This is a genomic window from Stenotrophomonas sp. B2 (genome assembly GCF_014947095.1).
Taxonomy (GTDB): Bacteria; Pseudomonadota; Gammaproteobacteria; order Xanthomonadales; family Xanthomonadaceae; genus Stenotrophomonas; species Stenotrophomonas maltophilia_P.
The window spans coordinates 157,416-180,807 of record NZ_JADCQA010000004.1 but is presented as its reverse complement, the minus strand read 5'-3'; the positions used below and the strand labels follow the sequence as shown (position 1 = coordinate 180,807).

Annotated in this window: 21 protein-coding genes and 2 tRNA genes; 10 read left to right on the top strand and 13 right to left on the bottom strand. The window is 67.2% G+C overall.

Going from position 1 to position 23,392, the window contains the following annotated elements; translation table 11 throughout:
- Positions 1-20 precede the first annotated feature (20 nt).
- Positions 21-665 carry a 2-polyprenyl-3-methyl-6-methoxy-1,4-benzoquinone monooxygenase gene (coq7, locus tag IMX13_RS05970; protein WP_053515583.1) on the bottom strand — a complete coding sequence of 215 codons (645 nt, stop codon included), beginning with the start codon at positions 663-665 and terminating at the stop codon, positions 21-23.
- 195 nt (positions 666-860) lie between these two features.
- On the opposite strand from coq7, the gene rplM reads away from it, so the two are divergent.
- Together rplM and rpsI are read left to right on the top strand one after the other, a co-directional pair.
- Positions 861-1,289 (top strand): 50S ribosomal protein L13, encoded by a 429-nt coding sequence (gene rplM / locus IMX13_RS05965; RefSeq protein ID WP_005414692.1) that lies wholly within the window; start codon positions 861-863, stop codon positions 1,287-1,289.
- A 2-nt stretch (positions 1,290-1,291) separates the two neighbouring features.
- Positions 1,292-1,684, top strand: coding sequence for a 30S ribosomal protein S9 (gene rpsI, locus IMX13_RS05960; RefSeq protein ID WP_053515585.1), 393 nt, complete (start codon positions 1,292-1,294; stop codon positions 1,682-1,684).
- 276 nt (positions 1,685-1,960) lie between these two features.
- Here the strand turns inward: rpsI and IMX13_RS05955 are convergent.
- Both IMX13_RS05955 and IMX13_RS05950 read right to left on the bottom strand, forming a co-directional pair.
- Positions 1,961-2,035: transfer RNA gene (locus IMX13_RS05955), tRNA-Gln, on the bottom strand.
- 52 nt (positions 2,036-2,087) lie between these two features.
- A tRNA-Met gene (locus tag IMX13_RS05950) sits at positions 2,088-2,164 on the bottom strand.
- A gap of 120 nt (positions 2,165-2,284) precedes the next feature.
- Between IMX13_RS05950 and IMX13_RS05945 the strand changes: the two genes are divergently transcribed.
- The 3 genes from IMX13_RS05945 (at position 2,285) to bfr (ending at position 3,834) form a co-directional block, all read left to right on the top strand.
- Entirely contained in the window at positions 2,285-2,902 is a 618-nt protein-coding gene (locus tag IMX13_RS05945) for an RNA pyrophosphohydrolase (RefSeq protein ID WP_053515586.1), read from the top strand.
- A gap of 108 nt (positions 2,903-3,010) precedes the next feature.
- Complete coding sequence (locus IMX13_RS05940; RefSeq protein WP_032951724.1) at positions 3,011-3,220, top strand: bacterioferritin-associated ferredoxin; 210 nt, start codon at positions 3,011-3,013, stop codon at positions 3,218-3,220.
- 143 nt (positions 3,221-3,363) lie between these two features.
- Positions 3,364-3,834 carry a bacterioferritin gene (bfr, locus tag IMX13_RS05935; protein ID WP_005414691.1) on the top strand — a complete coding sequence of 157 codons (471 nt, stop codon included), beginning with the start codon at positions 3,364-3,366 and terminating at the stop codon, positions 3,832-3,834.
- Position 3,835: 1 nt separating this feature from the next.
- On the opposite strand, the gene IMX13_RS05930 is transcribed toward bfr, so the two are convergent.
- The 3 genes from IMX13_RS05930 to IMX13_RS05920 are packed head-to-tail and all read right to left on the bottom strand — an operon-like array spanning position 3,836 to position 8,539.
- Positions 3,836-5,998 (bottom strand): ATP-binding protein, encoded by a 2,163-nt coding sequence (locus IMX13_RS05930; protein ID WP_193396010.1) that lies wholly within the window; start codon positions 5,996-5,998, stop codon positions 3,836-3,838.
- A 1-nt stretch (position 5,999) separates the two neighbouring features.
- The gene (locus IMX13_RS05925) at positions 6,000-7,877 is read right to left on the bottom strand and encodes an EAL domain-containing protein (protein ID WP_128988417.1); all 1,878 of its coding nucleotides are present in this window, start codon (positions 7,875-7,877) and stop codon (positions 6,000-6,002) included.
- Positions 7,878-7,921: 44 nt separating this feature from the next.
- Positions 7,922-8,539: a DUF4126 domain-containing protein gene (locus IMX13_RS05920; protein ID WP_053515592.1), complete on the bottom strand. Its 618-nt coding sequence runs from the start codon at positions 8,537-8,539 to the stop codon at positions 7,922-7,924.
- A gap of 179 nt (positions 8,540-8,718) precedes the next feature.
- On the opposite strand from IMX13_RS05920, the gene IMX13_RS05915 reads away from it, so the two are divergent.
- The 5 genes from IMX13_RS05915 to ampE all read left to right on the top strand — a co-directional run bounded on the left by IMX13_RS05915 (position 8,719) and on the right by ampE (position 12,411).
- Positions 8,719-9,462: a DUF6776 family protein gene (locus IMX13_RS05915; RefSeq protein ID WP_053515594.1), complete on the top strand. Its 744-nt coding sequence runs from the start codon at positions 8,719-8,721 to the stop codon at positions 9,460-9,462.
- Positions 9,463-9,466: 4 nt separating this feature from the next.
- Complete coding sequence (locus tag IMX13_RS05910) at positions 9,467-9,931, top strand: polymer-forming cytoskeletal protein (RefSeq protein WP_053515596.1); 465 nt, start codon at positions 9,467-9,469, stop codon at positions 9,929-9,931.
- A 31-nt stretch (positions 9,932-9,962) separates the two neighbouring features.
- The gene (gene erpA, locus IMX13_RS05905) at positions 9,963-10,355 is read left to right on the top strand and encodes an iron-sulfur cluster insertion protein ErpA (RefSeq protein WP_053515598.1); all 393 of its coding nucleotides are present in this window, start codon (positions 9,963-9,965) and stop codon (positions 10,353-10,355) included.
- Positions 10,356-10,473: 118 nt separating this feature from the next.
- Positions 10,474-11,379 carry an NAD(+) diphosphatase gene (gene nudC, locus IMX13_RS05900; RefSeq protein WP_164151968.1) on the top strand — a complete coding sequence of 302 codons (906 nt, stop codon included), beginning with the start codon at positions 10,474-10,476 and terminating at the stop codon, positions 11,377-11,379.
- Positions 11,380-11,523: 144 nt separating this feature from the next.
- Complete coding sequence (gene ampE / locus IMX13_RS05895) at positions 11,524-12,411, top strand: regulatory signaling modulator protein AmpE (protein WP_053515600.1); 888 nt, start codon at positions 11,524-11,526, stop codon at positions 12,409-12,411.
- Between the two features lie 68 nt (positions 12,412-12,479).
- Here ampE and IMX13_RS05890 read toward each other — a convergent pair whose 3' ends face one another.
- The 7 genes from IMX13_RS05890 to IMX13_RS05860 all read right to left on the bottom strand — a co-directional run bounded on the left by IMX13_RS05890 (position 12,480) and on the right by IMX13_RS05860 (position 23,375).
- Positions 12,480-12,899, bottom strand: coding sequence for a DUF2752 domain-containing protein (locus tag IMX13_RS05890; protein WP_193396009.1), 420 nt, complete (start codon positions 12,897-12,899; stop codon positions 12,480-12,482).
- A 52-nt stretch (positions 12,900-12,951) separates the two neighbouring features.
- Positions 12,952-13,230 (bottom strand): CD225/dispanin family protein, encoded by a 279-nt coding sequence (locus IMX13_RS05885; protein ID WP_065174386.1) that lies wholly within the window; start codon positions 13,228-13,230, stop codon positions 12,952-12,954.
- A gap of 30 nt (positions 13,231-13,260) precedes the next feature.
- On the bottom strand, positions 13,261-13,548 hold the full coding sequence (locus tag IMX13_RS05880; RefSeq protein WP_053515606.1) for a CD225/dispanin family protein: 288 nt from the start codon (positions 13,546-13,548) through the stop codon (positions 13,261-13,263).
- 182 nt (positions 13,549-13,730) lie between these two features.
- Positions 13,731-15,620, bottom strand: a complete 1,890-nt coding sequence (locus IMX13_RS05875) for an MFS transporter (RefSeq protein ID WP_193396008.1) — start codon at positions 15,618-15,620, stop codon at positions 13,731-13,733.
- Positions 15,621-15,695: 75 nt separating this feature from the next.
- Complete coding sequence (gene yccS, locus IMX13_RS05870) at positions 15,696-17,876, bottom strand: YccS family putative transporter (RefSeq protein ID WP_193396007.1); 2,181 nt, start codon at positions 17,874-17,876, stop codon at positions 15,696-15,698.
- A 96-nt stretch (positions 17,877-17,972) separates the two neighbouring features.
- A complete protein-coding gene (locus IMX13_RS05865; RefSeq protein ID WP_193396006.1) occupies positions 17,973-20,030 on the bottom strand; it encodes a TonB-dependent receptor in 2,058 nt (685 codons plus the stop codon).
- A 222-nt stretch (positions 20,031-20,252) separates the two neighbouring features.
- Entirely contained in the window at positions 20,253-23,375 is a 3,123-nt protein-coding gene (locus IMX13_RS05860) for an efflux RND transporter permease subunit (protein ID WP_065174390.1), read from the bottom strand.
- Positions 23,376-23,392 lie beyond the last annotated feature (17 nt).

Genomic DNA, 23,392 nt, shown 5'->3' with positions numbered 1-23,392 from the left:
GGGCCATGCGCGGCGGCCGTTCAGAGGCGGTACGCGATGGTCTTCATCACCTTCGAGGCCAGCGCCATCGCCCCCGGAATCGGGAAGGGCAGGCGGCGGGCGCCGGCCTGCTCGGCATGGTCCGCATGCCGGGCCTCGTCCTGCTTCATCACTTCGATGACCGCGCGGCTGCGCAGGTCGGCGGCCGGGAGATCGACCAGATGCTCATCCAGGTGGGCCTCGACCTGGCGTTCGGTCTCGACCACAAAACCCAGGTTCCAGCCATCACCGCGCAGCCCGGCCAGGGTGCCGATGGTGTAACTGCCTGCGTACCAGAGCGGGTTGAACAGGCTCGGCCGGCTGTCCAGTTCGGCCAGGCGGGTGGCACACCACGCCAGGTGGTCGGTTTCCTCCTGCGCTGCCTCCAGCAGATGCTCGCGGGTGGCCGGGTCGCGGGCCACGGCGGCCTGGCCGAAATACAGGCCCTGCGCGCAGACCTCGCCGACGTGGTTGATCCGCATCAGCCCGGCCGCATGGCGGCGCTGGCGGGCGTCCATGCCCGGCTCGTCGGTGTCCACCGCCGGATAGGGGCGGCTGGCCGGCGGGTTGCCGAACACCGTGTCCAGGGCGCGCTGGGCTTCGGTCAGCAGGTGGTCCAGCGGGGTGGTCTGGCGGAGCACGGTCATGGCGATACGGTGGGGCGGGAGACCCGCCGATTCTCGCCCGCGCCCGCGCCCCTGCCAACCCGGGACAGGGGGCGGCTTGCGCCGGGGCCTGGACCTGCGTACAATCCCGCCTCTTGCGCTTCACCTTTCACAACGCGTGGCAGAGTTCCGGCGAGTCCTTCGCCGCAATGAGCCCGACCTAACCTAGAGTTCTTCATGAGCACTTTCACTGCCAAGAACGAGACCGTCCAGCGCGACTGGTACCTCGTCGACGCCGAGGGCAAGACCCTGGGCCGTCTCGCCACCGAGCTGGCCCGCCGTCTGCGTGGCAAGCACAAGCCGGTCTACACCCCGCACGTTGATACCGGCGACTACCTGGTCGTCATCAATGCAGAAAAGATTGCCGTCACCGGCAAGAAGCTGCAGGACAAGATGTATCACCGTTTCACCGGTTACATCGGCAACCTGAAGACCGAGTCCCTGGCCCAGGCGCTGGAGCGCCACCCGGAGCGCGTGATCGAGATCGCCGTGAAGGGCATGCTGCCGAAGGGCCCGCTGGGTCGCCAGATGTACCGCAAGCTCAAGGTCTACGCCGGCACTGAGCATCCGCACGCCGCACAGCAGCCGCAGGTTCTGGATATCTAATCATGGCTATCACTCAAAACTACGGCACTGGCCGCCGCAAGTCCTCCACCGCTCGCGTGTTCCTGCGCAAGGGTTCGGGCAACATCACCGTCAATGGCCGTCCGCTGGACGAGTTCTTCGGTCGTGAGACCGCGCGCATGATCGTGCGCCAGCCGCTCGAGCTGACCAAGAACACCGAAAGCTTCGACATCCTGGTCACCGCCACCGGCGGCGGCACCACCGGCCAGGCCGGTGCGATCCGTCTGGGCATCGCCCGTGCGCTGGTCGAGTATGACGAAACCCTGAAGTCCGAGCTGCGCAAGGCTGGCTTCATGACCCGTGACGCCCGTGAAGTCGAGCGTAAGAAGGTCGGTCTGCACAAGGCCCGTCGCGCCACCCAGTTCTCCAAGCGCTGATCCACTGCGCCTGGCTGGGCTCCTCCGGGAGCCCGCTGGTTGGAAAAAGCAGAAGCCCGGCTTTGGCCGGGCTTTTGCCGTTTCGGGGTTGTGCATTGGAGAGGGTAGGGTCAGAGCTTTTGCCTGCGAGAAGGATCCGACCCCAGGGTTCTCTCTGGAGGGGAGCCCCCTTGATGTTCAAGGGGGTGCGCCGACAGGCGCGGGGATAAGGTGGAATGCGCGACCAAATTAAACGCAGAAGGCCAGATCTTTCGATCTGGCCTTCTGCGTTTAATTTGGCTGCCCCGGATGGATTCGAACCACCGAATGCCTGAGTCAGAGTCAGGTGCCTTACCGCTTGGCGACGGGGCAATGTATCGTGTAACTATTTTCTCACTTTTCACGCTGAAAAACAACTTCAGCATGGTGGCTATGGGTGGACTCGAACCACCGACCCCAGCATTATGAGTGCTGTGCTCTAACCGGCTGAGCTACATAGCCTTGGTGAGCCCGCTATTCTGCTGATACGCCGTGGGACTGTCAACACATTTGTGCCGCGCTTGTCGCCTGACAGGCGGCGTGGGATAGTCCTGACCAGTAGATTTTTTAGGAGTCCGCATCGTGATCGATCCGGACGGCTATCGACCGAACGTCGGCATCGTGCTGATGCGGCAGGACGGGCAGGTGTTCTGGGCACGACGCGTGCGCCGGGATGGCTGGCAGTTCCCGCAGGGTGGGATGAACACCGACGAGACGCCCGTCGAGGCCATGTATCGCGAACTGCAGGAAGAGACCGGCCTGCTGCCTGAGCACGTGGAAGTGCTGGGGGCAACGCCCGGCTGGCTGCGCTACAAGCTGCCGGCGCGGGCGGTCCGCCGCAATGAACGGCAGGTCTGCATCGGCCAGAAGCAGGTCTGGTTCCTGCTGCGCCTGACCGGTGACGAATCCCATGTGTGCCTGGACCATACCGATTCGCCGGAGTTCGACCACTGGCGCTGGGTGGATTTCTGGTATCCGGTGGAGCATGTGGTGATGTTCAAGCGCGGCGTCTACGCGCGCGCGCTGCGACACCTGGCGCCGCTCGCGCGCGGGGTGGCGGGGCAGGGCGTCACGGCCATGCCGAAGAGCGCAGCGGAAGCGTGGATGCCCGGCAACACCGCGGGCCACGACCGTCCGCGCAAGCGGCCGCGCAGCAGGGGCTACTGGCCAAAAAAGGCGCAGGAAGGACCGACGAGCTGACCGCCTGAACGGTATCGAGAATGGTTCAGGTCTCTGATTGACAACCATTCTCGTTTCCATTGGAATAGCGACCAGGCCGCTTCTGGCCTGTCAGCCCGGTTCCCGCCTGTGTACGTCTGCATCTGCAACGGAGTCACCGACCACCAGATCCGCGAAGCCGCCAGCCATGGCGTGACGTCGGTGGCCGAGCTGACCATGCGCACCGGATGCGGCGCTACCTGCGGGTCCTGCCTGGACATGGCCGGCGAGCTGCTGGCCAAGGCACGCGCCACCCACGATCTGCCGCTGCCGGTACTCGGTCTCGCCCAGGTCGCCTGACTGTCTTTTCCGCGGTGCGTTGATACCGCGCCTGCGCATCCCTCACGTGCGGCCGCACAGGCCAATGCGCACGATTCGCGTTCCTTCACGACCGCACGCAAGGCGGTAAAGTGCCTGCGTTTTCAGCGTGCAGGAGTATCCCCATGAAGGGCGACACCAAGGTCATCGAATTCCTCAACAAGGTCCTCTACAACGAGCTGACCGCGATCAACCAGTATTTCCTGCACGCCAAGATGCTGAAGAACTGGGGCATCAAGGAACTCGCCGAGCATGAGTACAAGGAATCGATCGACGAGATGAAGCATGCCGACATGCTCGCCGACCGCATCCTGTTCCTTGAAGGACTGCCGAACTTCCAGGCGCTGGGCAAGCTGCGCATCGGCGAGAACCCGACCGAGATCCTGCAGTGTGACCTCTCGCTCGAGCGTGATGGCGTGGTCACCCTGCGCGAGGCGGTGGCCTATGCCGATTCGGTCGGCGACTATGTGAGCCGCCAGCTGTTCGTGAAGATCCTCGATTCGGAGGAAGAGCATATCGACTGGCTGGAAACGCAGCTGGACCTGATCGAGCGCATCGGCGAACCGAAGTACCTGCTGAGCAAGCTCGAAGAGTGAGTCAGCCCGCCTGGCCGGCGCGATGCTGTGCCAGGTACCCGCCCAGCGCCACCCGTGCCCGGGCGAATTCGGCCACCAGCAGCGCAACCGCAACGGCGGGGCGCTGCAGACTGCCGGCGCGGGCCTCGTGCTCGATCCGCTGTGCGACCGCCGACAGCGACATCGCGCCGACATTCGCGCTGGAGGACTTCAGGCTGTGCGCGACTGCCTGCAGGCGCTGGCCATCGTGGTCCTGCGCCGCCTGCTGCAGCGCCTGCACCATCGCCGGTGCGTCTTCCAGGTACACCGATACGATCTGCGTGGCGGCATCACCGATGACCGCCTGCAGCTCGTCCAGCACGTTCCGGTCCAGAACCGGGTGGGCGACAGGTTCTGGACCGGCCTTCGCTGCCGCCGCCGGAACTGCCGGCGTGGGGAGGGCTTTGGGGCCCCAGCGCAGCAGCAGCGCGTGCAGCGTGTCGCGCGCGATCGGTTTGGACAGGTAATCGTCCATGCCTGCTCGCAGGCAGCGTTCGCGATCACCGGCCATGGCATTGGCGGTCATGGCGATGATCGGCAGGCGCCGGCCTCCGGCTGCGATCTCTTCCTCGCGCCACTGGCGCGTCGCGGCGTAACCGTCCAGCACCGGCATCTGGCAGTCCATCAGCACCACGTCCACACCGCCTTCGCGCAGCGCGACCAGTGCCTGCTCGCCATCGGCGGCGTTGCGGACCTCGCACTGGAATACCCGCAGCAGGTGTTCGGCCACCATGCGGTTGACCGTGTTGTCCTCCACCAGCAGCACGCGTAGACCGAGCGCTGGCAGGGCAGCCGGTGCCTGGCCCTCTTCGGCGGCAGCCAGCCAGGCGGACGGGCGCGCGCTGGCGGTGGGCGTGGCAAGCAGGGCGTGCAGGGCGGCATCCTCGAAGGCGACCGGCAGCTGGCGATGGCGCTCCTGCGCGGGCAGCGGCTCGTCCTGCAGCCACAGCACCTGCAGCGTGTCGTCCTCACCGCGCGCAGCCAGCGCCTGCCGCAGGCGGGTTCCGCCGCTGCGGCGCGCAGGCGCATCGATCAGCAGCCAGGCCGGCGCAGCGTGCCCGGGGCGGGGCACGGCTCGCAGCCGCTCGGCCAGCGCGTCCATCCCGTCGATGACCTGCACCTGCAGCTCGTGATGGGCGGCAATGCGTTCGATGCGCGCCTGCAGGTGGCTGTCGGCACTGAACAGCAGCAGGGTGGCCGGTGCGCGTGCCATCGCCGGCAGGTCGCCGGGAACCTTCAACAACGGAATCTCGAACCAGAAGCGGGCGCCCTGGCCGGGGGTCGACTGGACGCCGATGTGGCCGTGCATCAGGTCGATGATGCGTTTGCAGATGGCCAGGCCCAGGCCGGTGCCACCATAGATGCGGGTGGTCGACGCATCGGCCTGGCTGAAGGACTGGAACAGGCGTGCCTGCTGGGCCTCGTCGATGCCGATGCCGGTGTCGATCACTTCGAAGCGCAACTGGTGCTGGGCCGGACCTTCGCCCAGCCGTTGCACGCGCAGCTGCACCTGGCCGCGTGCCGTGAACTTGATGGCATTGGCCAGAAGGTTGCTCAGCACCTGGCGCAGGCGCACCGGATCGCCGCGCACGGGAAGGCGGACCGTGGGATCCAGTTGCAGCACCAGTGCCAGTCCCTTGGCGTCGGCAGCGCGCTGCATCAGCTGCACCACGGCGTCGAGCAGCTCGCGCAGATTGAAGCTGGTGATCTCCAGCTCCAGTGCCTGTGCTTCCAACCGCGAGTAATCGAGGATGTCGTCGACGATACGCAGCAGCTGCTGCGAGCTGGCCGATGCGGTGGCCAGCATCTGCCGCTGATCCTCGCCCAGCGGGCCACGCGCGATCAGCTCCAGCATCGGCAGGATGCCGTTGAGCGGCGTGCGGATCTCGTGGCTCATCGTGGCCAGGAACTCGCCCTTGGCCAGCACCGCCGCCTCGGCCGCCTGCTTGGCCTGCAGCAACTGCTGTTCGAGCTGGCCCTGGCGCTCGGTGGTGTGGCGCAGCTGGTCGCGCTCGCTGGCCAGCGCGGCACGATCCCGTTGCAGTGCGGCCAGCGCCTGGCTGCGCGTGCGCAGGCGCAGCCCCGCCAGCAGCAGCGCGATGGCCGCCACGGCCAGGGCCACCAGCAGCACCGCCCACAGCGGCATGTCAGAGCACCGCGTTGTGGAAGTCGAAGTTCAGGTCGCTGCCGGCGGACTGCACCATGTTGCCCTGGATGTAGTCGACCCCTCCCACCCACATCGCGGCCGCTGCCTGCGGATCTTCGATCTGCTGCCCGATGATCTGCAGACCGGCGCCGTGCGCCCGCTCGATCGCCCTGCGCAGTTCTTCGCGCGTGCCTGGATTGGCGTGGCTGCTGGAGAAGCGTGCAGCCATGCGTACGAACGAAAGCGGCAGCTGGCCCAGCAGCGCGTCGGCATCGTTGCCGGGCTCGAACTGGCTCAGGCAGAAGCGCACGCCGGCCTGCGCCATGCGCTGACAGAACTGCTGCAGCGGCACGGTGTGGATCAGCGCATCAGGCAGGCGCACGTCGATGACCAGCGCACTGCCTGGCAGGTCGCGCTGCTGCAGCGACTCCAGCAGCCAGTCGGCGAAGGCGTCGCGCTGCAGGGTACGCAGCGACTGCGAGACGAACAGATTGAGCGGCTGGGTGGCATGCCGGTACAGATCCAGCAGGCCCAGCGCATGATCGAGCACCTGCTGGTCGAGGTCGGCGATGCGGCCGGCGGCTTCGGCGGCCGGAATCACCTGGCCGGCGGTCAGCACGGTGCCGTCGGCCTGGCGCAGCCGCAGCAGGACCTGGTACTGCGCGCTGCCTCCACCGGCGACGGCGACGATGGGTTGGTAAGCCAGTTCCAGCTGGCCTTCCAGCAGGGCCAGATGCTCCTGTTCGCTGATGGCCTGCCGATGCACGTGGCCGGCCACGCCGGCACTGAGCAGGCGCGCCTGCAGGGTCGTGCGCTCGACGGCTTCCAGCGCACTGGCGGCATCCTCGAAGCCGGGCGACAGCGGTGCATAGCCGACCACGCCACGCAGGTGCACCGATTCGTCATCGCGGATCACGAAGGCCCTCGCGGAGAGCTGCTCGCGCAGGGTGGCGGCCACGCTCTCCAGCCTGTCCTCATCGGCATCACGCGCCAGCAGCAGGAAACTGTTGTCGTTCAGGCGCGCCAGCAGGTGCGGATGGCCGGCTTCGGCCAAGCGCTGTCCGGCCTGCACCATCAGCCGTTCGAACGCAGCGTAGCCATAGCGCTCGCGCAGGCCCAGCGCGCTGGCCACCTCGATGAAGAACAGGCCGCCACGATCATGGTGGGCCAGGGCGGCATTGAGCTGCTGCAGCACATGATGGCGCGTCGGCAGGCCGGTTTCAGGATTGCTGGTGGCCGGCGTGCCGGCGGCGCCGGGCAAGGTTGCCGCCTGCGCGCGGGCACGGCGGATGCGGTTGGCGACCGCCGCGATCAGGTGCCGCGGCCGGATCGGCTTGCTCAGGTAGTCGTCGGCACCGCTGTCGAGCACTTCGAACTGGCGCTCCGGATCGGGATCGCCGCTGAGGAACACGATGGGCAGCAACTGCAGGCCGGGCTGCTGGCGAATCATCGCCGTCAGCCGCATGCCGTCCAGGCCGGGCAGGTGCAGGTCCATCAGGATCAGGTCAGGGCGATGGTCCTTGATCGATTGCTGGACGCCTTCGGCATCGCTGAGCACGATGGCCTGCATGCCGGCGCCGTGCAGCACGCTCTGCGCGAAAAGGGCCTGCGCACGGTCGTCCTCGACGATCAGCACGCGGTAGGGTGAATCCGCCGGCGCCGGTGCCGGGTCGTGGTTGCCCGCCTCGGGCTGTGAGGTGACGCCCGGCAGCGGCGGCGGAGCACCGCCGGAGGCAGGCCCACTGTCAGCGACGCTGGACGGAACCGATGGGGAGGCACCCGCGTCCACCACCGCAGTGGCCCAGCGTTGCCAATGATCGGCCGGTGGCGTTTCAGCGCGACCCGGGCGGACGCCTGCGGGGGATTCAATTGCGGCCATGGGGGCTCCTGATGATCGCAGCCATTATGCGACACGCCCGGCGTTCATCCGGTGCGTGGCTGTTGCCGGTCAGTGCCGTTGCCGGCACGGGCAAGCCAACGCACGCCGCGCCACAGAGCGCGCCATGCCAGCCAGACCAGCAATGCGCCGGCCAGGCTGCATGCCAGCACCACGACCAGCGCGATCCACGGGTGTGCCAGGGCCAATGCCAGGCCGCCAACCACCACGGTGTCTTCGGCGATCGAGGCGACCCAGTTGCTGGCCGGCTCCGGCGAGGTGTTGAGCAGGGCACGGGTGCCCGCCTTCAGGCCATGGCTGGCCAGGGCTACGCCGGCGCCGGCAGCGAGCGCACCGGTACCCAGCTGCCCATCCGGCGACAGGGTGGCGGCGGCGAGGAAGGCGCCGGCGGGGACCCGGGCAAGGGTCTGCACCAGGTCCCAGACCGAATCCACGCCGGGAATCTTGTCGGCAAAGAACTCGGTCACGGCCAGCGCCGCTGAGGTACCCAGCACCCACCACGACTCGGTCGCCTGCAGGGCGGGCGGCAGGTCGACCCAGCCGAGCAGGCCGGCCAGGCCGACACCGAAGACGGTGAGGTAGACACGGATGCCGGCCAGCCAGGCCAGCAGGATGCCGATCACGAACAGGTGGGCTTCGGTCATGGCGATGCTCCGATGGCGGAACTGTGCGAGGGGCCACACTATCGACGATGGCGTGCCTGAACGCCACAGACCTCGGTCGCCTCCAGCGCAGGAATCCTGCCGATCCTGTCATACACTAGCCCGTCGTTTGCCACACGGGCCGTGCCGGTGTCGCGCCCGCGATGCCACGGGATCTACCCATGACCAACCGTCCTCCCATGCGCGTGCAGGTCCGCCTGCCCGGCGCGTCACATCCGCCCGCGGACCGCCGTCGCCTGTGGGTGATTGGAGGCATCTGGCTGCTCAGCCTGGTGCTGGCCACGATCGGAGGCTGCTGGATGGGGGCGCCGCGTGGCGAGCAGGGACAACGGTTGCAGGCGGCCGAGAAGCGTGCCGAGAGCCTGCAGGCGCAGCTGACCGAACTGCGCCAGAAGCAGGCCACGCTGGAAGCCTCCGACCGCATCAGCCGCGCCGCCAACAACGAAGTGCAGTCCTCGCTCGCCGAGCGCGACGAAGAGATCGCCGGGTTGCGCGCGGACGTCGCCTTCTATGAGCGCCTGGTCGGTTCGACCAGCCAGCGCAAGGGCCTGAACACCCACTCGATCGAGTTCAGCCCGGAATCGGCCGGCACCTGGCAGTACACCGCCGTGCTGACCCAGAACCTCAACCGCGGGGCCATCAGCCAGGGGCAGATGCGTTTCACCGTGGAAGGCGTGAAGAACGGCAAGCTGGCCACGATCAGCTGGGATGATCTGCACCAGCGCAGCAAGGTGCCGGGACAGGACTACTCGTTCCGGTACTTCCAGCAGCTCACCGGCAGCGTGATGCTGCCGGCTGACTTCACTCCGCAACGCGTGCGGGTGACATTGGGGAGTGGTGCGGGGGGCGCCACCCAGGTATTCGACTGGAAACAGGCCGGCGCGCCGGCCAGCAAAGGGGAGTAGGCAGATGTTCGGAAACAGCAAATCCAACCGTGACGGCCAGCTGGTGGTGGATGCCCTGATCGGCAACCAGGTGGTGATCCGCGGTGATGTGGAGTTCAGTGGTGGCCTGTACGTGGAAGGTCGCATCCATGGCAAGGTGATCGCCGCCGAAGGCGCCAGCACCGCGACCCTGACGCTCGCCGAGCATGGCGTGATCGAAGGGGAGATCCGTGCCCAGGTGGTGGTCATCAGCGGCCGCCTGGAGGGGGATGTCCACGCCACCGAAAAGGTCGAACTGACCCCGAGCGCGCGGGTCAACGGCAATGTCCACTACGAGGTGGTGGAGATGAACGCCGGGGCCCAGCTGAATGGACGCCTGATCCATGCCAGCGCACCGCTGGCGGCCCTGCCTGCACCCGAAAGCGGGGATCCCGCCAGTGGCAAGGGCGACACCGCGGCCCGACGCAAGCTGGCCGAAGCGATGGCTTGAAAGCCACCGCCGGTGCCCCCATGCTGATGCCATGAGCACGCTAGTCTCCCTGCCCGGCGCCCCCACGGCGGCCGCGCCCGATTACCAGTCGCTGGAGCGGCCGCTGAACTTCACCGAAGCAGCGGCCTCCAAGGTCAAGTCGTTGATCCAGGAAGAGGGCAACCCCGATCTGGCGCTGCGTGTGTATATCGAGGGTGGCGGCTGTTCGGGCTTCCAGTACGGTTTCGAGTTCGACGAGAACCGTGCCGAGGACGATCTGGCGGTACAGACCAGCGGGGTGACCCTGCTGGTAGACCCGCTCAGCCTGCAGTACCTGATGGGGGCTGAAGTGGATTACACCGAGAGCCTGACCGGCGCGCAGTTCGTGATCCGCAATCCGAACGCGAAGACCACCTGCGGTTGCGGCAGCAGCTTCAGCATGTGATTGCAGGGCGCGGGGCCTGCGCTCCGCGCCAGGTGTGTCGAGCGGTCTCCACACCTCACAGCAGAATGCGCACAGCGCCGACCTTGCCACCCGCATCGAATGGCGGCAGGCTTGCTGGATGTCCAATATTCTTTCGCCGCTGTCCGGTTTCGCCTTCATTGGCGAACCGCTGGAGCGCGCCGATGCCCTGCGCGAAGATGCCGATGTGCTGGCACGCCTGTGGCCGGATGCGCGGGTTCTCGTGCTTGACCAGGACGGCAGTGCCTTCACTGGTGCTGATGACCAGCCACTGGCGCTGACCGGCGCCGACATCGGGGGCGGCCCCGGTGCCGCGATCTTCCTGGGTCTGCGGGGTGAGCAGGCCTGGTTCTCGGTGGAAGCGTCCGCGGTTGCCGTCACTGCGCCTGGCCGGCTCGACCTGCGCCAGGCGGCACTGCTGTGGCCGGTGGCCGATGCGACCGCTTTCAGCTACGCGCGCGGCATGTCCTACTGGCATTCGCGCACGCGCTTCTGCGGCGTCTGCGGGGGGGCGGTGGCCTTTGCCCGCGGTGGCTTCGTTGGCCGCTGCGGGCAGTGCGCGACCGAACACTATCCCCGGGTGGACCCGGCGGTGATCGTCGCGGTGGAAAACCAGGGCCGGTTGCTGCTGGGGCGGCAGTCCAACTGGGCGCCGCGCCGCTATTCGGTACTGGCGGGTTTCGTCGAACCAGGCGAGACCTTCGAACAGACCGTGGTGCGGGAAGTGCACGAGGAGAGCCGGGTGCGCATCACTGCCTGCCAGTATCTCGGTTCACAGCCCTGGCCGTTCCCGGGCGCGCTGATGGTGGGGTTCCGCGCGCAGGCGCAGGACGATGTGCCGACCGTGGATGGCGAACTGGAGGATGCGCGCTGGTTCAGTGCCGACGAGGTGGGCGCGGCGCTGGCACGTGATGTCGAAGATGATGGCCAGGGCATCCGCCTGTCGCCGCCGATCTCGATTTCGCGGGGGCTGATCGAGCACTGGTATCGCCAACAGCGGGCGTGAAGACCGCACCGGCCTGTCAGAACGGCGGCGACCATTGCCGCCACCTGAACACGGCCCGGGTTACAGTGCGGCAGACCGCTGATGGCGGCGTCGCGACGGGTAAGGTAGCGACGCCGAGCGCCTTGTTTCGTAGGGAGACCTGCCATGTTCACCACTCTGGCTGCCGTGCTGGTTGCACTGGCCCTGGGCCATGTCGCCCCGGCCGCTGCCGCCTCGCTGCGCCGCTTTGACAGCTTCCGGCGCTGGCTGGGCTGGCTGGATGCGCACGGCGGCAAGGCCTGGCAGGGCCCCATGGGCGTGGTGCTGGCGCTGCTGCCGCCGCTGGTGTTGATGGCGCTGCTGGCCTGGCTGCTGCGGGGCGTGCTGTTCGGGCTGCCCTCGTTGCTGCTGGGCGTGGCGGTTCTGGCCTGGTGCTGGGGGCCGCGCGACCTGGACCGTGACATCGAAGCGATCATCGATGCCGATGACGCACCGACCCGGCAGGCAGCCGTGCGCCATCTGCAGGCGGCCGGTGGCAGCCTGCGCGAGGATGTACCCTCGCTGGTGGAGGCGACCGTACTCAATGCGCTGCGCCGCTGGTTTGCGGTGCTGTTCTGGTTCCTGCTGCTGGGCCCGGTGGGCGCGCTGGGCTATCGCCTGCTGGCGCTGATGTCCGAAAGCCCGATGCGTGCACGCGTACCGGTGGAACCGCTGGCAGTGGCTCAGCGCCTGCTGGGCTGGATCGAATGGCCGGTGGCACAGTTGATGGCGTTCTCGATGGCACTGGTCGGCAACTTCGACACGGCGTGGAAGGCATGGCGGCAAGCGCATGGCGAGCGCCTGGTCGGAGGCATCGGATTCCTGGGTGCGGTGGCGCGGGCCAGCGTCAATGCCGAGCTGCGCGAGGACGCGCATGACTACACCGAGGCGGGCCTGCTGCCGGTCTGGCAACGTCTGCCCGACCTGCGCGATGCCATGAGTCTGGTGTGGCGGATGCTGCTGCTGTGGCTGGCGGTGCTGGCCGTGCTGGTGATCGCCGGCTGGGTGACGTAGCCGCTGGCCAGGCGCGTGCGGCCTGACCGCAGCACGCTTCGCGACGCGCCTGGACGCGAAGTGGGAATCTAGACCGGCGCCAGTGCGGTGAACGGTGCCCACGGCAGGTTGCGCAGCAGTGCGTAACCGGGCAGCAGCCACAGCCAGACCATGGGATTGGCCAGAATCCGCATCAGCGGATCAAGCACACGCGGGCGGATGCCAGCGATGTTCAGCAGCATCAGCAGCAGCAGGGGCAGGCTGATGACCAGCAGCGGGTTCATCGCCATCGCGCCGGCCAGATCGAAATGGACCAGCGAGTAAAGGCAGCGCGTGCTGCCGCAGCCGGGGCAATACAGGCCGGTGAGTGCGTACAGCGGGCAGCCCGGCAGGGGATTGCCGGCCACGTAGGGATTGACGTTACGCAGCACCACGGCCGCGCCAGCGGCCAGGCCGGTGGAGGCCAGCAAGGGTGCCCAGCGGGCGAGCCGGGAAGGAAGAGCGGACACGATCAGGCGAAGACGGATCCGGCGCGGACGCCGCCGGATCCGTCCGCAGGCCTCAGTAGCTGCCGTTGCTCATCGCGCCGATGCCACCGAGCACGACGAAGAACAGCACATACAGCACGACCATGATGACCCAGGCGATGGCCGACCAGATGGCCCACTTCTTGGCCTTGGCGGACGAGTCCTGTGCACCGGCGATATCGCCAGCGGCCAGCTTGCCGTTGACCTGTGCCGCATAGACGATCGACACGATGCCGACCGGCAGGCAGCAGAGCAGCGTGCTCAGGATCGCCCAGACCAGGTTGTTCGGGACCTGCGGAGTAGCGGTGTTCATGATTCAAGCTCCTTGATGGGTGGTGGTGGATCAATGGTCGGAAAGAGCGCCCAGTGCGGCCAGGCCGCCGAAGAGCCCGAACCACAACAGCAACAGGACCGGCAGGGCCGCGGCCGAAGCCGCCGCCCACCAGCCCGCCTTGCGTGACGCGCTATAGGCTCCCGCCAGATCGCCGGCCGCGCGGCGGCCATCGACCTGGGCGGCATACACGATCGACACCACGCCCAACGGCAGGCAGCAGAACAGCGTCGTCAGGATCGCCCACACCAGATGGTTGGGGATGTAGACCGGACGGCCGAGTGGTGGCGGTTGATTCAACGTGAGACTCCATTCCTTGGTGGCCGACCGTTGTGAACGGGCCGGACCTCCCCCCTGTGGGTGCGTAATCTACCGCAACCTGCGTCGCATGTATGCGTTTTCAGCCCGGCAATGACGGGCATGGCGCTTGACGCTGGCGTATGTGGGGCGGGGGCCGGCTACGCGCGAACGGGGGGATTGCGTCAGGCGTGATCGCCGCGAAGGGCGCGGACCTGGGCTTCCAGTGCCGGCGCGTCGGTGCTGCGACCATCGATGGCAGGCGCCGCCACCACCTCGACGGTGGCGCGGAAGCGGCGCGGAACCCGCATGCGGCCAAGCCGGCTGTCGCGCCGGCTCCACATGCTCGACCACATCCCGCGCAGGGCCATCGGCACCACCGGCACCGGCCGGCGTTCGAGGATCTTCTCGACGCCGGACTTGAACGGCGCCATCTGCCCATCGCGGGTGAGTGCTCCCTCCGGGAAGATGCAGACCAGCTCACCCTCGGCCAGCGCCGCATCGATCTCCTCGAACGCGCGCTGCATCAAGGCCTCGTCCTCGCGAGCCCCGGCAATCGGGATGGCCTTGGCGGTGCGGAAGATCCAGCGCATCACCGGGATGTTGAAGATCCTGTAGTACATGACGAAGCGTACGGGGCGCGGAATCGTCGCCGACAGGATCAGTGCATCCATGTAGCTGACATGATTGCAGACGATCAGTGCTGCGCCTTCATCCGGCACATTGGCTTCGATGCCATGCGGGCGCAGCCGGTACAGGGTGCGCACCATCACCCAGCTCAGGAAGCGCATCAGGAATTCGGGGACGATGGTGAAGATGTAGATCGCCACCACGGCATTGGCGATCGCCAGCGCCAGGAACAGCTGCGGGATGCTCCAGTGCAGCAGCTCGCGCGCGGCCAGCGACAGCAGTGCGGCGGACACGATGAAACCGGAGTTCTGGATGTTCAACGCGGCGAACACGCGTGACATCTGCGCCTTCGGCGTGCGGCTCTGGATCAGGGCGAACAGCGGAACGACGAAGATGCCGGTGAACAGGCCGATTCCGACAAGGTCGATGACGATGCGCACACTGCCGGGCTGCTGCAGGAACTGGGTGATGCTCAGCCCCTGCACGGTGGCCTCACCGCTGCGGGCGAAGTACAGATCGAGCAGGAACGCGGTCATGCCGAACGCGCCCAGCGGCACCAGGCCGATCTCGACCGTGCGCGCCGACAGCCTCTCGCACAGCAGCGAGCCAACGCCGGTGCCGATGGAAAACAGCGCCAGTGCCAGCAGGTACAGCTTGGGCTCGCCGCCCAGGTTGGCCAGCGCATAATTCGGCAGCTGCGAGGTCAGCACGGTGCCGACGAACCAGAACCAGGACACGCCCAGGATCGCGTTGCGCACCGCCTTCTGCTGGCGCGCCATGCGCAGCACCACCAGCGACTCGGGCAGCGGGTTCCAGTTGATCTTCAGGCCCGGGTCGCCGGCATCGACCCTGGGAATCAATCGCGCCGCGAGGTTGCCGCAGACCGCCAGGGCGATGACCAGCGATGCCGCGAACACGGGCCCGTGGCTGCCCGCCAGCAGGAACACGGCGCCGCCGATGATCATCCCTGACAGGATCGAGATCGATGTGCCCATCTCCACCAACCCGTTGCCACCGGTCAGCTCCTCGGGTTTGAGTACCGAGGGCAGCACCGAGTATTTCACCGGACCGAACAGGGTCGACTGCATGCCGGTGCAGAACAGCGCCACCAGCAGGAACGGCAGGTTCTCGGTGAGGAAGCCGATCGCTGCCAGCGACATGATCACGATCTCCATCGTGGTGGTGATCACGATCAGCCGCGACTTCTCCAGTTTGTCGGCGATCTGCCCGGCCAATGCCGAGAACAGGAAATAGGGAAGAATGAAGATCGCTGGCGCCAGCGTGGTGTACAGCGAACGCTGCTCTTCGGACACGCCCAGGTAGAACAGCAGGCCGATGATGGCCTGCCGGTATACGTTGTCGTTGAAAGCGCCCAGCGCCTGCACAATGAAGAACGGCAGGAAGCGGCGCTGGCGCAGCAGGGCGAACTGGTTGTGACCGGACATGGAATCTCCTTGACCGGCGCAGCCTAGCATTCCTGCCCGCCGGCCGGGCCCGGATCCAGTGCTGCCGGGCGGCGGTCAGGTCAGGCTGCGTACGGCCTCGTTGGCGGCGGCACGCAGCTTCGGCAGCAGGCGCAGCACCAGCGCCATCTGGGTGCGGATCAACTGCAGCTTCGGTGGCATCACGTCCTCGATCTGCTCCAGCTCCGCAGCGACGGCGCGGTCGGCATCATTGTCATCCTCCGCAACCGCCTGCCGTGCGGCCAGCGCGCCGGCCAGCTGCTGCAGCGCCTTGCGCACCCGGTCGCCGGCGGCCAGTGCCAGCGGGTCGCCGGCGTAGCTGTCGACCTGGTCGCGGTGGGCACCCAGTGCCGACAGATGACCGAGCAGGGTGTTGGACAACGCCAGGAAGTGGAAGCCGGCATCCAGGTTGCGGCGTACATGGCCGGGCTCGCGCAGCATGTTCGACAGTGCAGTGGACAGCGCCGCATCGGCGTTGTGCATGTCGCGGCGGGCGATACGGTAGGCCAGGTCATCGTGCATGCCACTGCGGTACTGGCCCAGCACCGCATCCAGGTAACGCGCGGCGGTATCCAGTACCCGTGACAGGACCCGATGCAGCTGACGTCCCTGCCAGTCCGGCAGGATCATGAAGGCGGCCGCCGCAGCGATCGCACAGCCCAGGATCGTATCCACCATGCGCGGCACGATCAGCACGAAGCCATCGCCGATCAGGTTGAAGCAGGTCAGCGCCATCACCGTGATCGCGGCCGAGGCCACCAGGTAGCGATCGGTGCGGGTGAAGAAGAACAGCAGCGCCGACAGCAAGGCGATCAGCAGCTGCACGTGCAGCTGTGGGAACAGCTGCAGCAGGGCCCAGGTCAATACCAGGCCGGCCAGGGTGCCGACGATGCGCTGTGCCAAGCGCTGGCGCGTGGCGCCGAAGTTCGGCCGGCACACGAAGACGATGGTCAACAGCACCCATGAACCGTTCTGGGCATTGAACAGGCGGATCGCCAGGAAGCCGGCGATCAGCGCCAGCGCCATGCGCAGGCCATGGCGGAACAGCACCGAGCCGGGCGTGAGTTGCTGGCGCAGCCGTACCCCCATCTCGCGCAGGGTGTGCGGGTTGCTGTCACGCAGGCGCGTGTCGACATTGTCCAGGCTGGCCTCGGAGCGTTCGGCGTCGAGCAGCCGGCGCTCGATGCTGCGCAGGTTGTGCACCAGCAGATCCAGCGAACCGAGCAGGCGCTGCCATTGCGGACGCTGCTGGTCGCGCAGGTAGGCCAGCGCGTCGGCGAGGTCGCGTCCGGCCTGCTGGTTGCTCTCGCCATACACGAACGGGCGGCGCAGGCGGATGGCTTCGCCCAGACGCGCGCAGGCCTGCCCCTGCAGATCGAGCAGGCGCTGGCAGCGGTACAGCACATCGCTGTGGAAGAACGCATCCACCAGTGCGCCATAGGGATAGTGCGAGGAGCTGGCGCGCTCGTGGAAATCCTGCGCCATGTAGTACAGGCGCAGGTACAGGCCGGAGTTGACCCCGGGCCGGCCGGAACGGCCGAAGCGCGCAAGGATCGCCGTCTTTGCTTCGTTCAGGGCTCCCACCACACGCCGGTTCTGTTCGGCCAGGTCCAGCTGGCGGCGCTGCAGGTCGGCCTCACGCACCGGCTCGAACAAGGCGGCTTTCAGCTGCAGGTAGCGGCCCAGTTCCTGGTAAAGACGGGCCACGCGTTCGCGCACCGGACGGTTGGCGAACAGCGCGGTCCAGACGATGGACAGCAGGCCATACCAGACTGCACCGGCCAGCAGGTGGCTGACCGCATGCAACGCACGTGGCAGATCTCCGGCGCCGCCATGCTGTTCCAGCCCGATCATGGTGTAGATGGCCAGGGTGACCGTGGCCTGGGCGATGGAGGCGTAGCGTTCGCCCAGAGCGCCCAGCAGGGTCAGGCCGAAGGTGGACAGCGCCAGTGCGCCGATGAACAGCCACGGCCACGGGAACAGCGCGATCACCGAGGCGGCGGCGATGCAGAAGCACAGCAGCGACAGCAGCACCGCCTTGGTGCGGCCCCACCAGTTGTCGTCGGTTTCGGCGATCGCGCTGGCGATGATGCCAAGGAACGCCCCGGGCAGCGCGGGGAGCGCGTCCAGCTGCCAGCACACGGCCATCGCAGCCGACAGGGCGATGAACACGCGCAGGCCATAGCTGGCTTTCTCGTGTGCCCACAGGCGGCTGAGGCGGGAATGGGACGCGGACATGCAGGCTCGGGCGGCGAATTGCCTCCATTATGGCGGTGTGCGCGTGGGTGCGGTGTTCAATGTGCGGACCCACGGTCCGCACCCGCACAAGCCGGGTTACATCTCCCAGCGCACGCTCACCGCGAAGGTGCGTGGCAGGCCGACGCCCGCGTTCGACCAGTACCTGCGATTGGCCAGGTTCTCCACGCTGGCGCGCAGGGTGACCGGGTGCCCCGACGCCATCAGGCGGTAGCCCACACCGGCATTGACCAGGGTGTAGTCGGGCAGCTTCAGGGTATTGTCGGCGTCGTACCAGACATCGCCGTAGTAGCGCACGGCAGCATAGGTTTCCAGTCCATCGACCCACGGCAGCTGGTAGCTGGCATGCAGCACACCGCTCCAGCGCGCGGCGCCGACGGTGCGGTTGCCTTCCTGCGCGGCATTGTCGGGCGACAGCCTGTCGTAGGTCGGGTCCAGCCAGGTCACGCCGCCACCCACGGTCAGCGCATCGGTCAGGTGCAGGTCGGCGCTGGCTTCCACGCCTTCGTACAGGGTGATGCCATCCTGCACCAGGCGCAGGCCGGCGTCGGTGGGCTGGTCGATGTTGGCACCGCGTTCCAGGCGGAATGCGGCCACGTTCGCATTCCAGCGCGCGGCTTCTACCTTGGCGCCGACTTCGTACTGCTTGCTGATGGTCGGACCCAGCACATCACCGGCGTTGATGTAGGGGTTGCCCACGCGGCTGCCGGCTTCCAGCGATTCAATGTAGCTGGCGTACAGGGTCACGGCCTCGCTGGGCTTGAACATCACCGCATAGGTCGGGGTGACCGGGTAGGTGTGGTAACGGCCCTTGGTCTCGAAGTCGTTGTAGCGCCAGCCGGCCAGCACCGACCAGCCCCCGCCGAAGTCCACGGTATCGCTGGCGAATACGGCCTGCTGCACGGTTTCATCGCCGCGGGTCATCACCCGCGAACCCACCGCGTCGTGGCGGATGGCCGAACGCTGGTACAGGTTGGCGCGACCAATGGTGTTCCACTCGTAGGGGCGGTCCCAGCCCAGCCCGGTCTGGTGGCTGACGCCGGCCACCAGCTGGTGCTGCAGCGGGCCGGTGCGGAAGCCGCCCTGCACCAGCGCCTGCGCCAGTTTCCATTGGCTCTTGCCGCCCAGCTCATACACATTCACGTTGTAGTCGCCGTTCGGATCGTCGATGTAGGCGAAGATCTTGTTGACGTCGTTCCAGGAGGTGGTGACGCCGTAGCTCAGGCTGGCCTTCCAGCCGCTGTTGATCTGCCAGGTGAACGCCGTGGACAGCAGGCTGGAACGGGTATCGTAGTAGGTGCCCGGCACGCTGTTGTCGACGTCGCCGGCAATCGGCCGCGGCAGCGAGGTCATGCCGATGAAGTAGTACTGCGGCGACTCTTCGCTCAGGTCGCGGGACTGGAACACGCCGTCGAAGGTCCAGGTGAGCGCATCGCTCAGGCGCGCGTCCAGCGACAGCGCGCCGACCTTGCGGTCGACATGGCCACCGTTGAAGGTTTCGCCCTTCTCCTGATACGCGTTGAAGCGATAGCCGAACATATCTTCGTTGCCGAAGCGGCCACCGGCATCGACACCACCACTGATGATGGCCTGTTCGCGCCAGCCCAGCTGCGCCGAGAAGGTGGGGGTATCGGTCGGCTTCTTGGTGATGTAGTTGACGATGCCGCCGGGCGCGCCGAAGCCGTACAGGAAGCCGCCGGGGCCCTTCAGCAGGTCCACCTGTTCCATCACTTCCAGCGGCCATTCGGTGCCCCACGAGGACACCTGCAGACCGTTCACGCGGTAGCTGTCGTAGTTCAGATCGATGCCGCGGTTGCGGATGGGCGAGCTCCAGCCGCTGGCGTAGGCGCTTACCTGGGTGGTGACCGATGGATCGAACAGGAAGGCTTCGCCCAGCGATACGACCTGGCGCTGCTCGAGCTGTTCGCGGCCGACCGCAGTAATGGCGAACGGGGTATCGCGCAGGGCACGGTCACCCAGCGCGCCGGCCTCGGTGTGGGTGCGTTCGCCGACCACCTTGATGGCGTCCAGGTTGGTGGCACTGCGGGCATCAGCCGGGGCTTGCGCATGGGCTGCGCAGGCAGTGGACAGGGCGGCGGCCAGCAGGGCCAGGCGCGGGGTGCGGAACGAAGGCATCGATCGGATTCCTCGGCGGACGGCCACAGGCCATCCACCCATGGTTGGGGGAAGAGGCAGTGGCTGGGATCACGCAGGCTGTCCGTGAACTGGGAGCGGGGCGCCGCAGGGGCGCAGGACCATGGCTGGTTGCGAATTGTTCTCTTTTCGTTACAGCGCGTCAAACCGTGAGCGTCGCCCGGGTGGTAGCGGCGCGCCGGGCGTGGCCCGGCGCTACCGACGCTAGGCGCGCTGCGCGCGCTTGAGCAGTTTCGCCTCGCGCCTGCGCGCGCGCCGCGCCCGCCAACGCTCGGCCAGGCAGGAGAAGATCACGTACAGGGCCGGCGTGCTGAGCAGGGTCAGACTCTGCGAGAACAGCAGGCCACCGATCATCGCGATGCCCAGCGGCCGGCGCAGCTCCGACCCTTCGCCCAGGCCGATTGCCAGCGGAACCGCAGCCAGGATGGCCACCATCGTGGTCATCATGATCGGCCGGAAGCGGACGATGCTGGCCTCGCGTGCAGCCTCGCGCGGGGTCAGCCCGTGCTCGCGCTGCGCCACCAGCGCGAAGTCGATCATCATGATCGCGTTCTTCTTGACGATGCCGATCAGCAGCACCAGCGCGATCATCGAGATGACCGACAGCTCGGTGTTGGTACCGAACAGGGCCAGCAGCGCGCCTACGCCTGCCGCCGGCAGCGTGGACAGGATCGTCACCGGATGGATCAGGCTTTCGTACAGCATGCCCAGCACCAGGTACACGGTCAGGATCGCCGCCAATACCAGGATCAGCATGTCGCTGGGATCGGAATTGAAGCCAAAGCCCGCATCGTCGGCCAGGCGGATGTCGCCCGGCATGCGCATGCCGGCCACGGTCGCATCGATGATCGCCTTTGCCTCGCCCATGCTGACGCCGGGGGCGAGGTTGTAGCTCAGGTCCATCGTCGTGTACTGGTTCTCATGCGTGATCTGCGAAGGCGCCAGCCCCGGTACCTGGGTGGCCACCGCAGTGATCGGCACCATCTCGCCATTGCCTGCGCGCACATGGACCTCGTCCAGTGCGGTGGGGGTCGCCGTCTGCGAAGGCAGGGCATTGACCACAACGCTGTACTGGTTGATGTCCGAGTAGATCGTCGAGATCTGGCGCTGGCCGAATGCACCGTACAGCGCACCGTCGATGGCACCGACCGAGACGCCCAGTCGCGCGGCCTTGGCGCGGTCGATCACGATGTTCTGGCGCAGGCCGGCGTTGTCCACGTCGGTGCCGACATCGCGCAGCTTGGGGTTCTTCTTCAGTTCCGCCTGCAGCTTCGGCAACCACTCCTGCAGCGCCGCCAGATCGTTGCCCTGCAGCGAGATGCGGTACTGCGCGCCCTGGCTGGAGCCGCCGCCGTCGTTGCTGGGCAGATCCTGGATGGCGCGCAGCCGCAGCTGCAGGTCGGGATAGCGGTCGGCCTTGGCGCTCAGTCGCGCCAGTGCGTGCGCGGTGGTCTCGCGGCGGCCTTCCTTGCGTGACTTCAGTTCGACATTGAACTGCGCGCTGGAACCCTGGCGGCCACTGCCCAGGCGCACGCCGACGGTCTTCACCGCCGGGTCGGCCATCAGCATGTCGGTGATGCGGCGCTGGCGGTTGACCATGTCCTCGAAGGACACGGTCGCGCTGGAGTTGGCGCGGCCCCAGATGAGCCCGGTGTCCTGTGGCGGGAAGGCGCCCTTCTTCACCGCGCCGAACAGGAAGACGGTCACGCCGATCAGGATCAGCGGCGTGAGCGAGAGCAGCAACGCGTGGCGCAGGGAGAAATCGAGGAACACCGTGTAGATGCGCAGCATGCGTTCGTGGCCGGCGTCCAGCCAGCGGCCCAGGCGCGAGGGTGCCGCGCGATGGTCGTGCGCACTGAGGAACCGGCTGCACAGCGCCGGCGTCAGCGTCAGCGAGACGATCATCGAGACCACGATCGCCGCCACCAGGGTGACGGTGAACTCACGGAAGAACGCGCCCATCATGCCGCTGGCGAACAGCAGCGGGATGAACACCGCAACCAGCGAGGCGGTAATCGAGACGATCGTGAAGCCGATCTCGCGTGCGCCGGTGAACGCTGCCTGCAGGCGCGGCATGCCTTCGTCGAGGTGGCGCATGATGTTCTCGATCACCACGATCGCATCGTCCACCACGAAGCCGATCGCGATCACCAGCGCCAGCAGGCTCAGGTTGTTCAGGGTGAAGCCCAGCGCATACATCACCAGTGCGGCGCCGGCCAGCGACAGCGGCACCGTCACGGCCGCGATCAGGGTCGGGGCGAGCCGGCGCAGGAACAGCGCCATGGTCAGCACCACCATCGCCAGGCTGATCAGCAGGGTGATCTGCACTTCGTGCAGCGACGAGCGGATCGTCGGCGTGCGGTCGAAGTATGGCGTCATCGTGGTTCCCGGCTGCAGGTAGTCACGCAGCGTCGGGATCTGCGCCTTCACCCGGTCGACGGTCTCCACGATGTTGGCGCCGGCGCGGGTGAACACATACATGACCACCGCGGGCTTGTGGTCGAACCATGCCGCCTGGTAGGCGTCCTGCTGGCCGTCGTAGACGTTGGCGACGTCCTTCAGGCGGATCACCCGGCCGTCGCCTTCGGTCTTCACCACCAGGTTGGCGAAGTCCGCAGCGCGGGCCACCGAATCGTTGGTGATGATCGCGGTGGTGGAGTTGCCATCGCTGAGGAAGCCGGTCGGCGAGGTCACATTGGCCGCGCGCACCGCGTTGCGCAGGTCGTCGGCGGTCAGGCCCAGCGCGTTCATCAGCCGCAGGTTGACGTCCACGCGCACTGCCGGCGTCGACGCGCCGGCGATGTCCACCGAGGCCACGCCGCTGATCTGGCGGATGCGCTGGGCCAGCAGCGAGTCGGCCACGTTGTACAGCTCATCGGCCGACTGCGTCTGCGAGGTCAGTGCGATGGCGATCACCGGGTCGTCGTTCGGATTCGCCTTCTGGTACATCGGAGAGCCCATGCCCGAGGGCAGATCGGCCTGCGCGGAATTGATCGCGGTCTGCACGTCCAGCGCCGCCGAATCGATGTCACGGTCGCTCTGGAAGATCATGAACACCAGCGAGCTGCCTTCCGAGCTCGACGAGCGCATGCGGTCGATGCCCGGCAGCTGGCCCAGATGACGCTCCAGTGGTGCGGTGACCGTGGAGGCCATCGTCGCCGCGTCGGCACCGGCCTGGCTGGCGTGCACGAAGATCACCGGAATCTGGATGTTCGGCAGTGCCGATACACCCAGCCTCAGGTAGCAGATCAGACCCACCATGAACAGGCCGATGGCCAGCAGGGCGGTACCGATCGGGCGGCGGATGAAGGGGCCGGACAGGTTCATCGCGCGGCCCCCCGCAG

Bases quoted from the DNA above. Each gene is read 5' to 3' on its own strand.
- rpsI (WP_053515585.1), top strand. From the start codon at position 1,292: ATGGCTATCACTCAAAACTACGGCACTGGCCGCCGCAAGTCCTCCACC.
- rplM (WP_005414692.1), top strand. From the start codon at position 861: ATGAGCACTTTCACTGCCAAGAACGAGACCGTCCAGCGCGACTGGTAC.
- IMX13_RS05930 (WP_193396010.1), bottom strand. From the start codon at position 5,998: ATGCCGCTGTGGGCGGTGCTGCTGGTGGCCCTGGCCGTGGCGGCCATC.
- coq7 (WP_053515583.1), bottom strand. From the start codon at position 665: ATGACCGTGCTCCGCCAGACCACCCCGCTGGACCACCTGCTGACCGAA.
- IMX13_RS05875 (WP_193396008.1), bottom strand. From the start codon at position 15,620: ATGTCCGGTCACAACCAGTTCGCCCTGCTGCGCCAGCGCCGCTTCCTG.
- IMX13_RS05865 (WP_193396006.1), bottom strand. From the start codon at position 20,030: ATGCCTTCGTTCCGCACCCCGCGCCTGGCCCTGCTGGCCGCCGCCCTG.
- bfr (WP_005414691.1), top strand. From the start codon at position 3,364: ATGAAGGGCGACACCAAGGTCATCGAATTCCTCAACAAGGTCCTCTAC.
- IMX13_RS05910 (WP_053515596.1), top strand. From the start codon at position 9,467: ATGTTCGGAAACAGCAAATCCAACCGTGACGGCCAGCTGGTGGTGGAT.
- nudC (WP_164151968.1), top strand. From the start codon at position 10,474: ATGTCCAATATTCTTTCGCCGCTGTCCGGTTTCGCCTTCATTGGCGAA.
- IMX13_RS05915 (WP_053515594.1), top strand. From the start codon at position 8,719: ATGACCAACCGTCCTCCCATGCGCGTGCAGGTCCGCCTGCCCGGCGCG.
- yccS (WP_193396007.1), bottom strand. From the start codon at position 17,876: ATGTCCGCGTCCCATTCCCGCCTCAGCCGCCTGTGGGCACACGAGAAA.
- erpA (WP_053515598.1), top strand. From the start codon at position 9,963: ATGAGCACGCTAGTCTCCCTGCCCGGCGCCCCCACGGCGGCCGCGCCC.
- IMX13_RS05925 (WP_128988417.1), bottom strand. From the start codon at position 7,877: ATGGCCGCAATTGAATCCCCCGCAGGCGTCCGCCCGGGTCGCGCTGAA.
- ampE (WP_053515600.1), top strand. From the start codon at position 11,524: ATGTTCACCACTCTGGCTGCCGTGCTGGTTGCACTGGCCCTGGGCCAT.
- IMX13_RS05860 (WP_065174390.1), bottom strand. From the start codon at position 23,375: ATGAACCTGTCCGGCCCCTTCATCCGCCGCCCGATCGGTACCGCCCTG.
- IMX13_RS05885 (WP_065174386.1), bottom strand. From the start codon at position 13,230: ATGAACACCGCTACTCCGCAGGTCCCGAACAACCTGGTCTGGGCGATC.
- IMX13_RS05920 (WP_053515592.1), bottom strand. From the start codon at position 8,539: ATGACCGAAGCCCACCTGTTCGTGATCGGCATCCTGCTGGCCTGGCTG.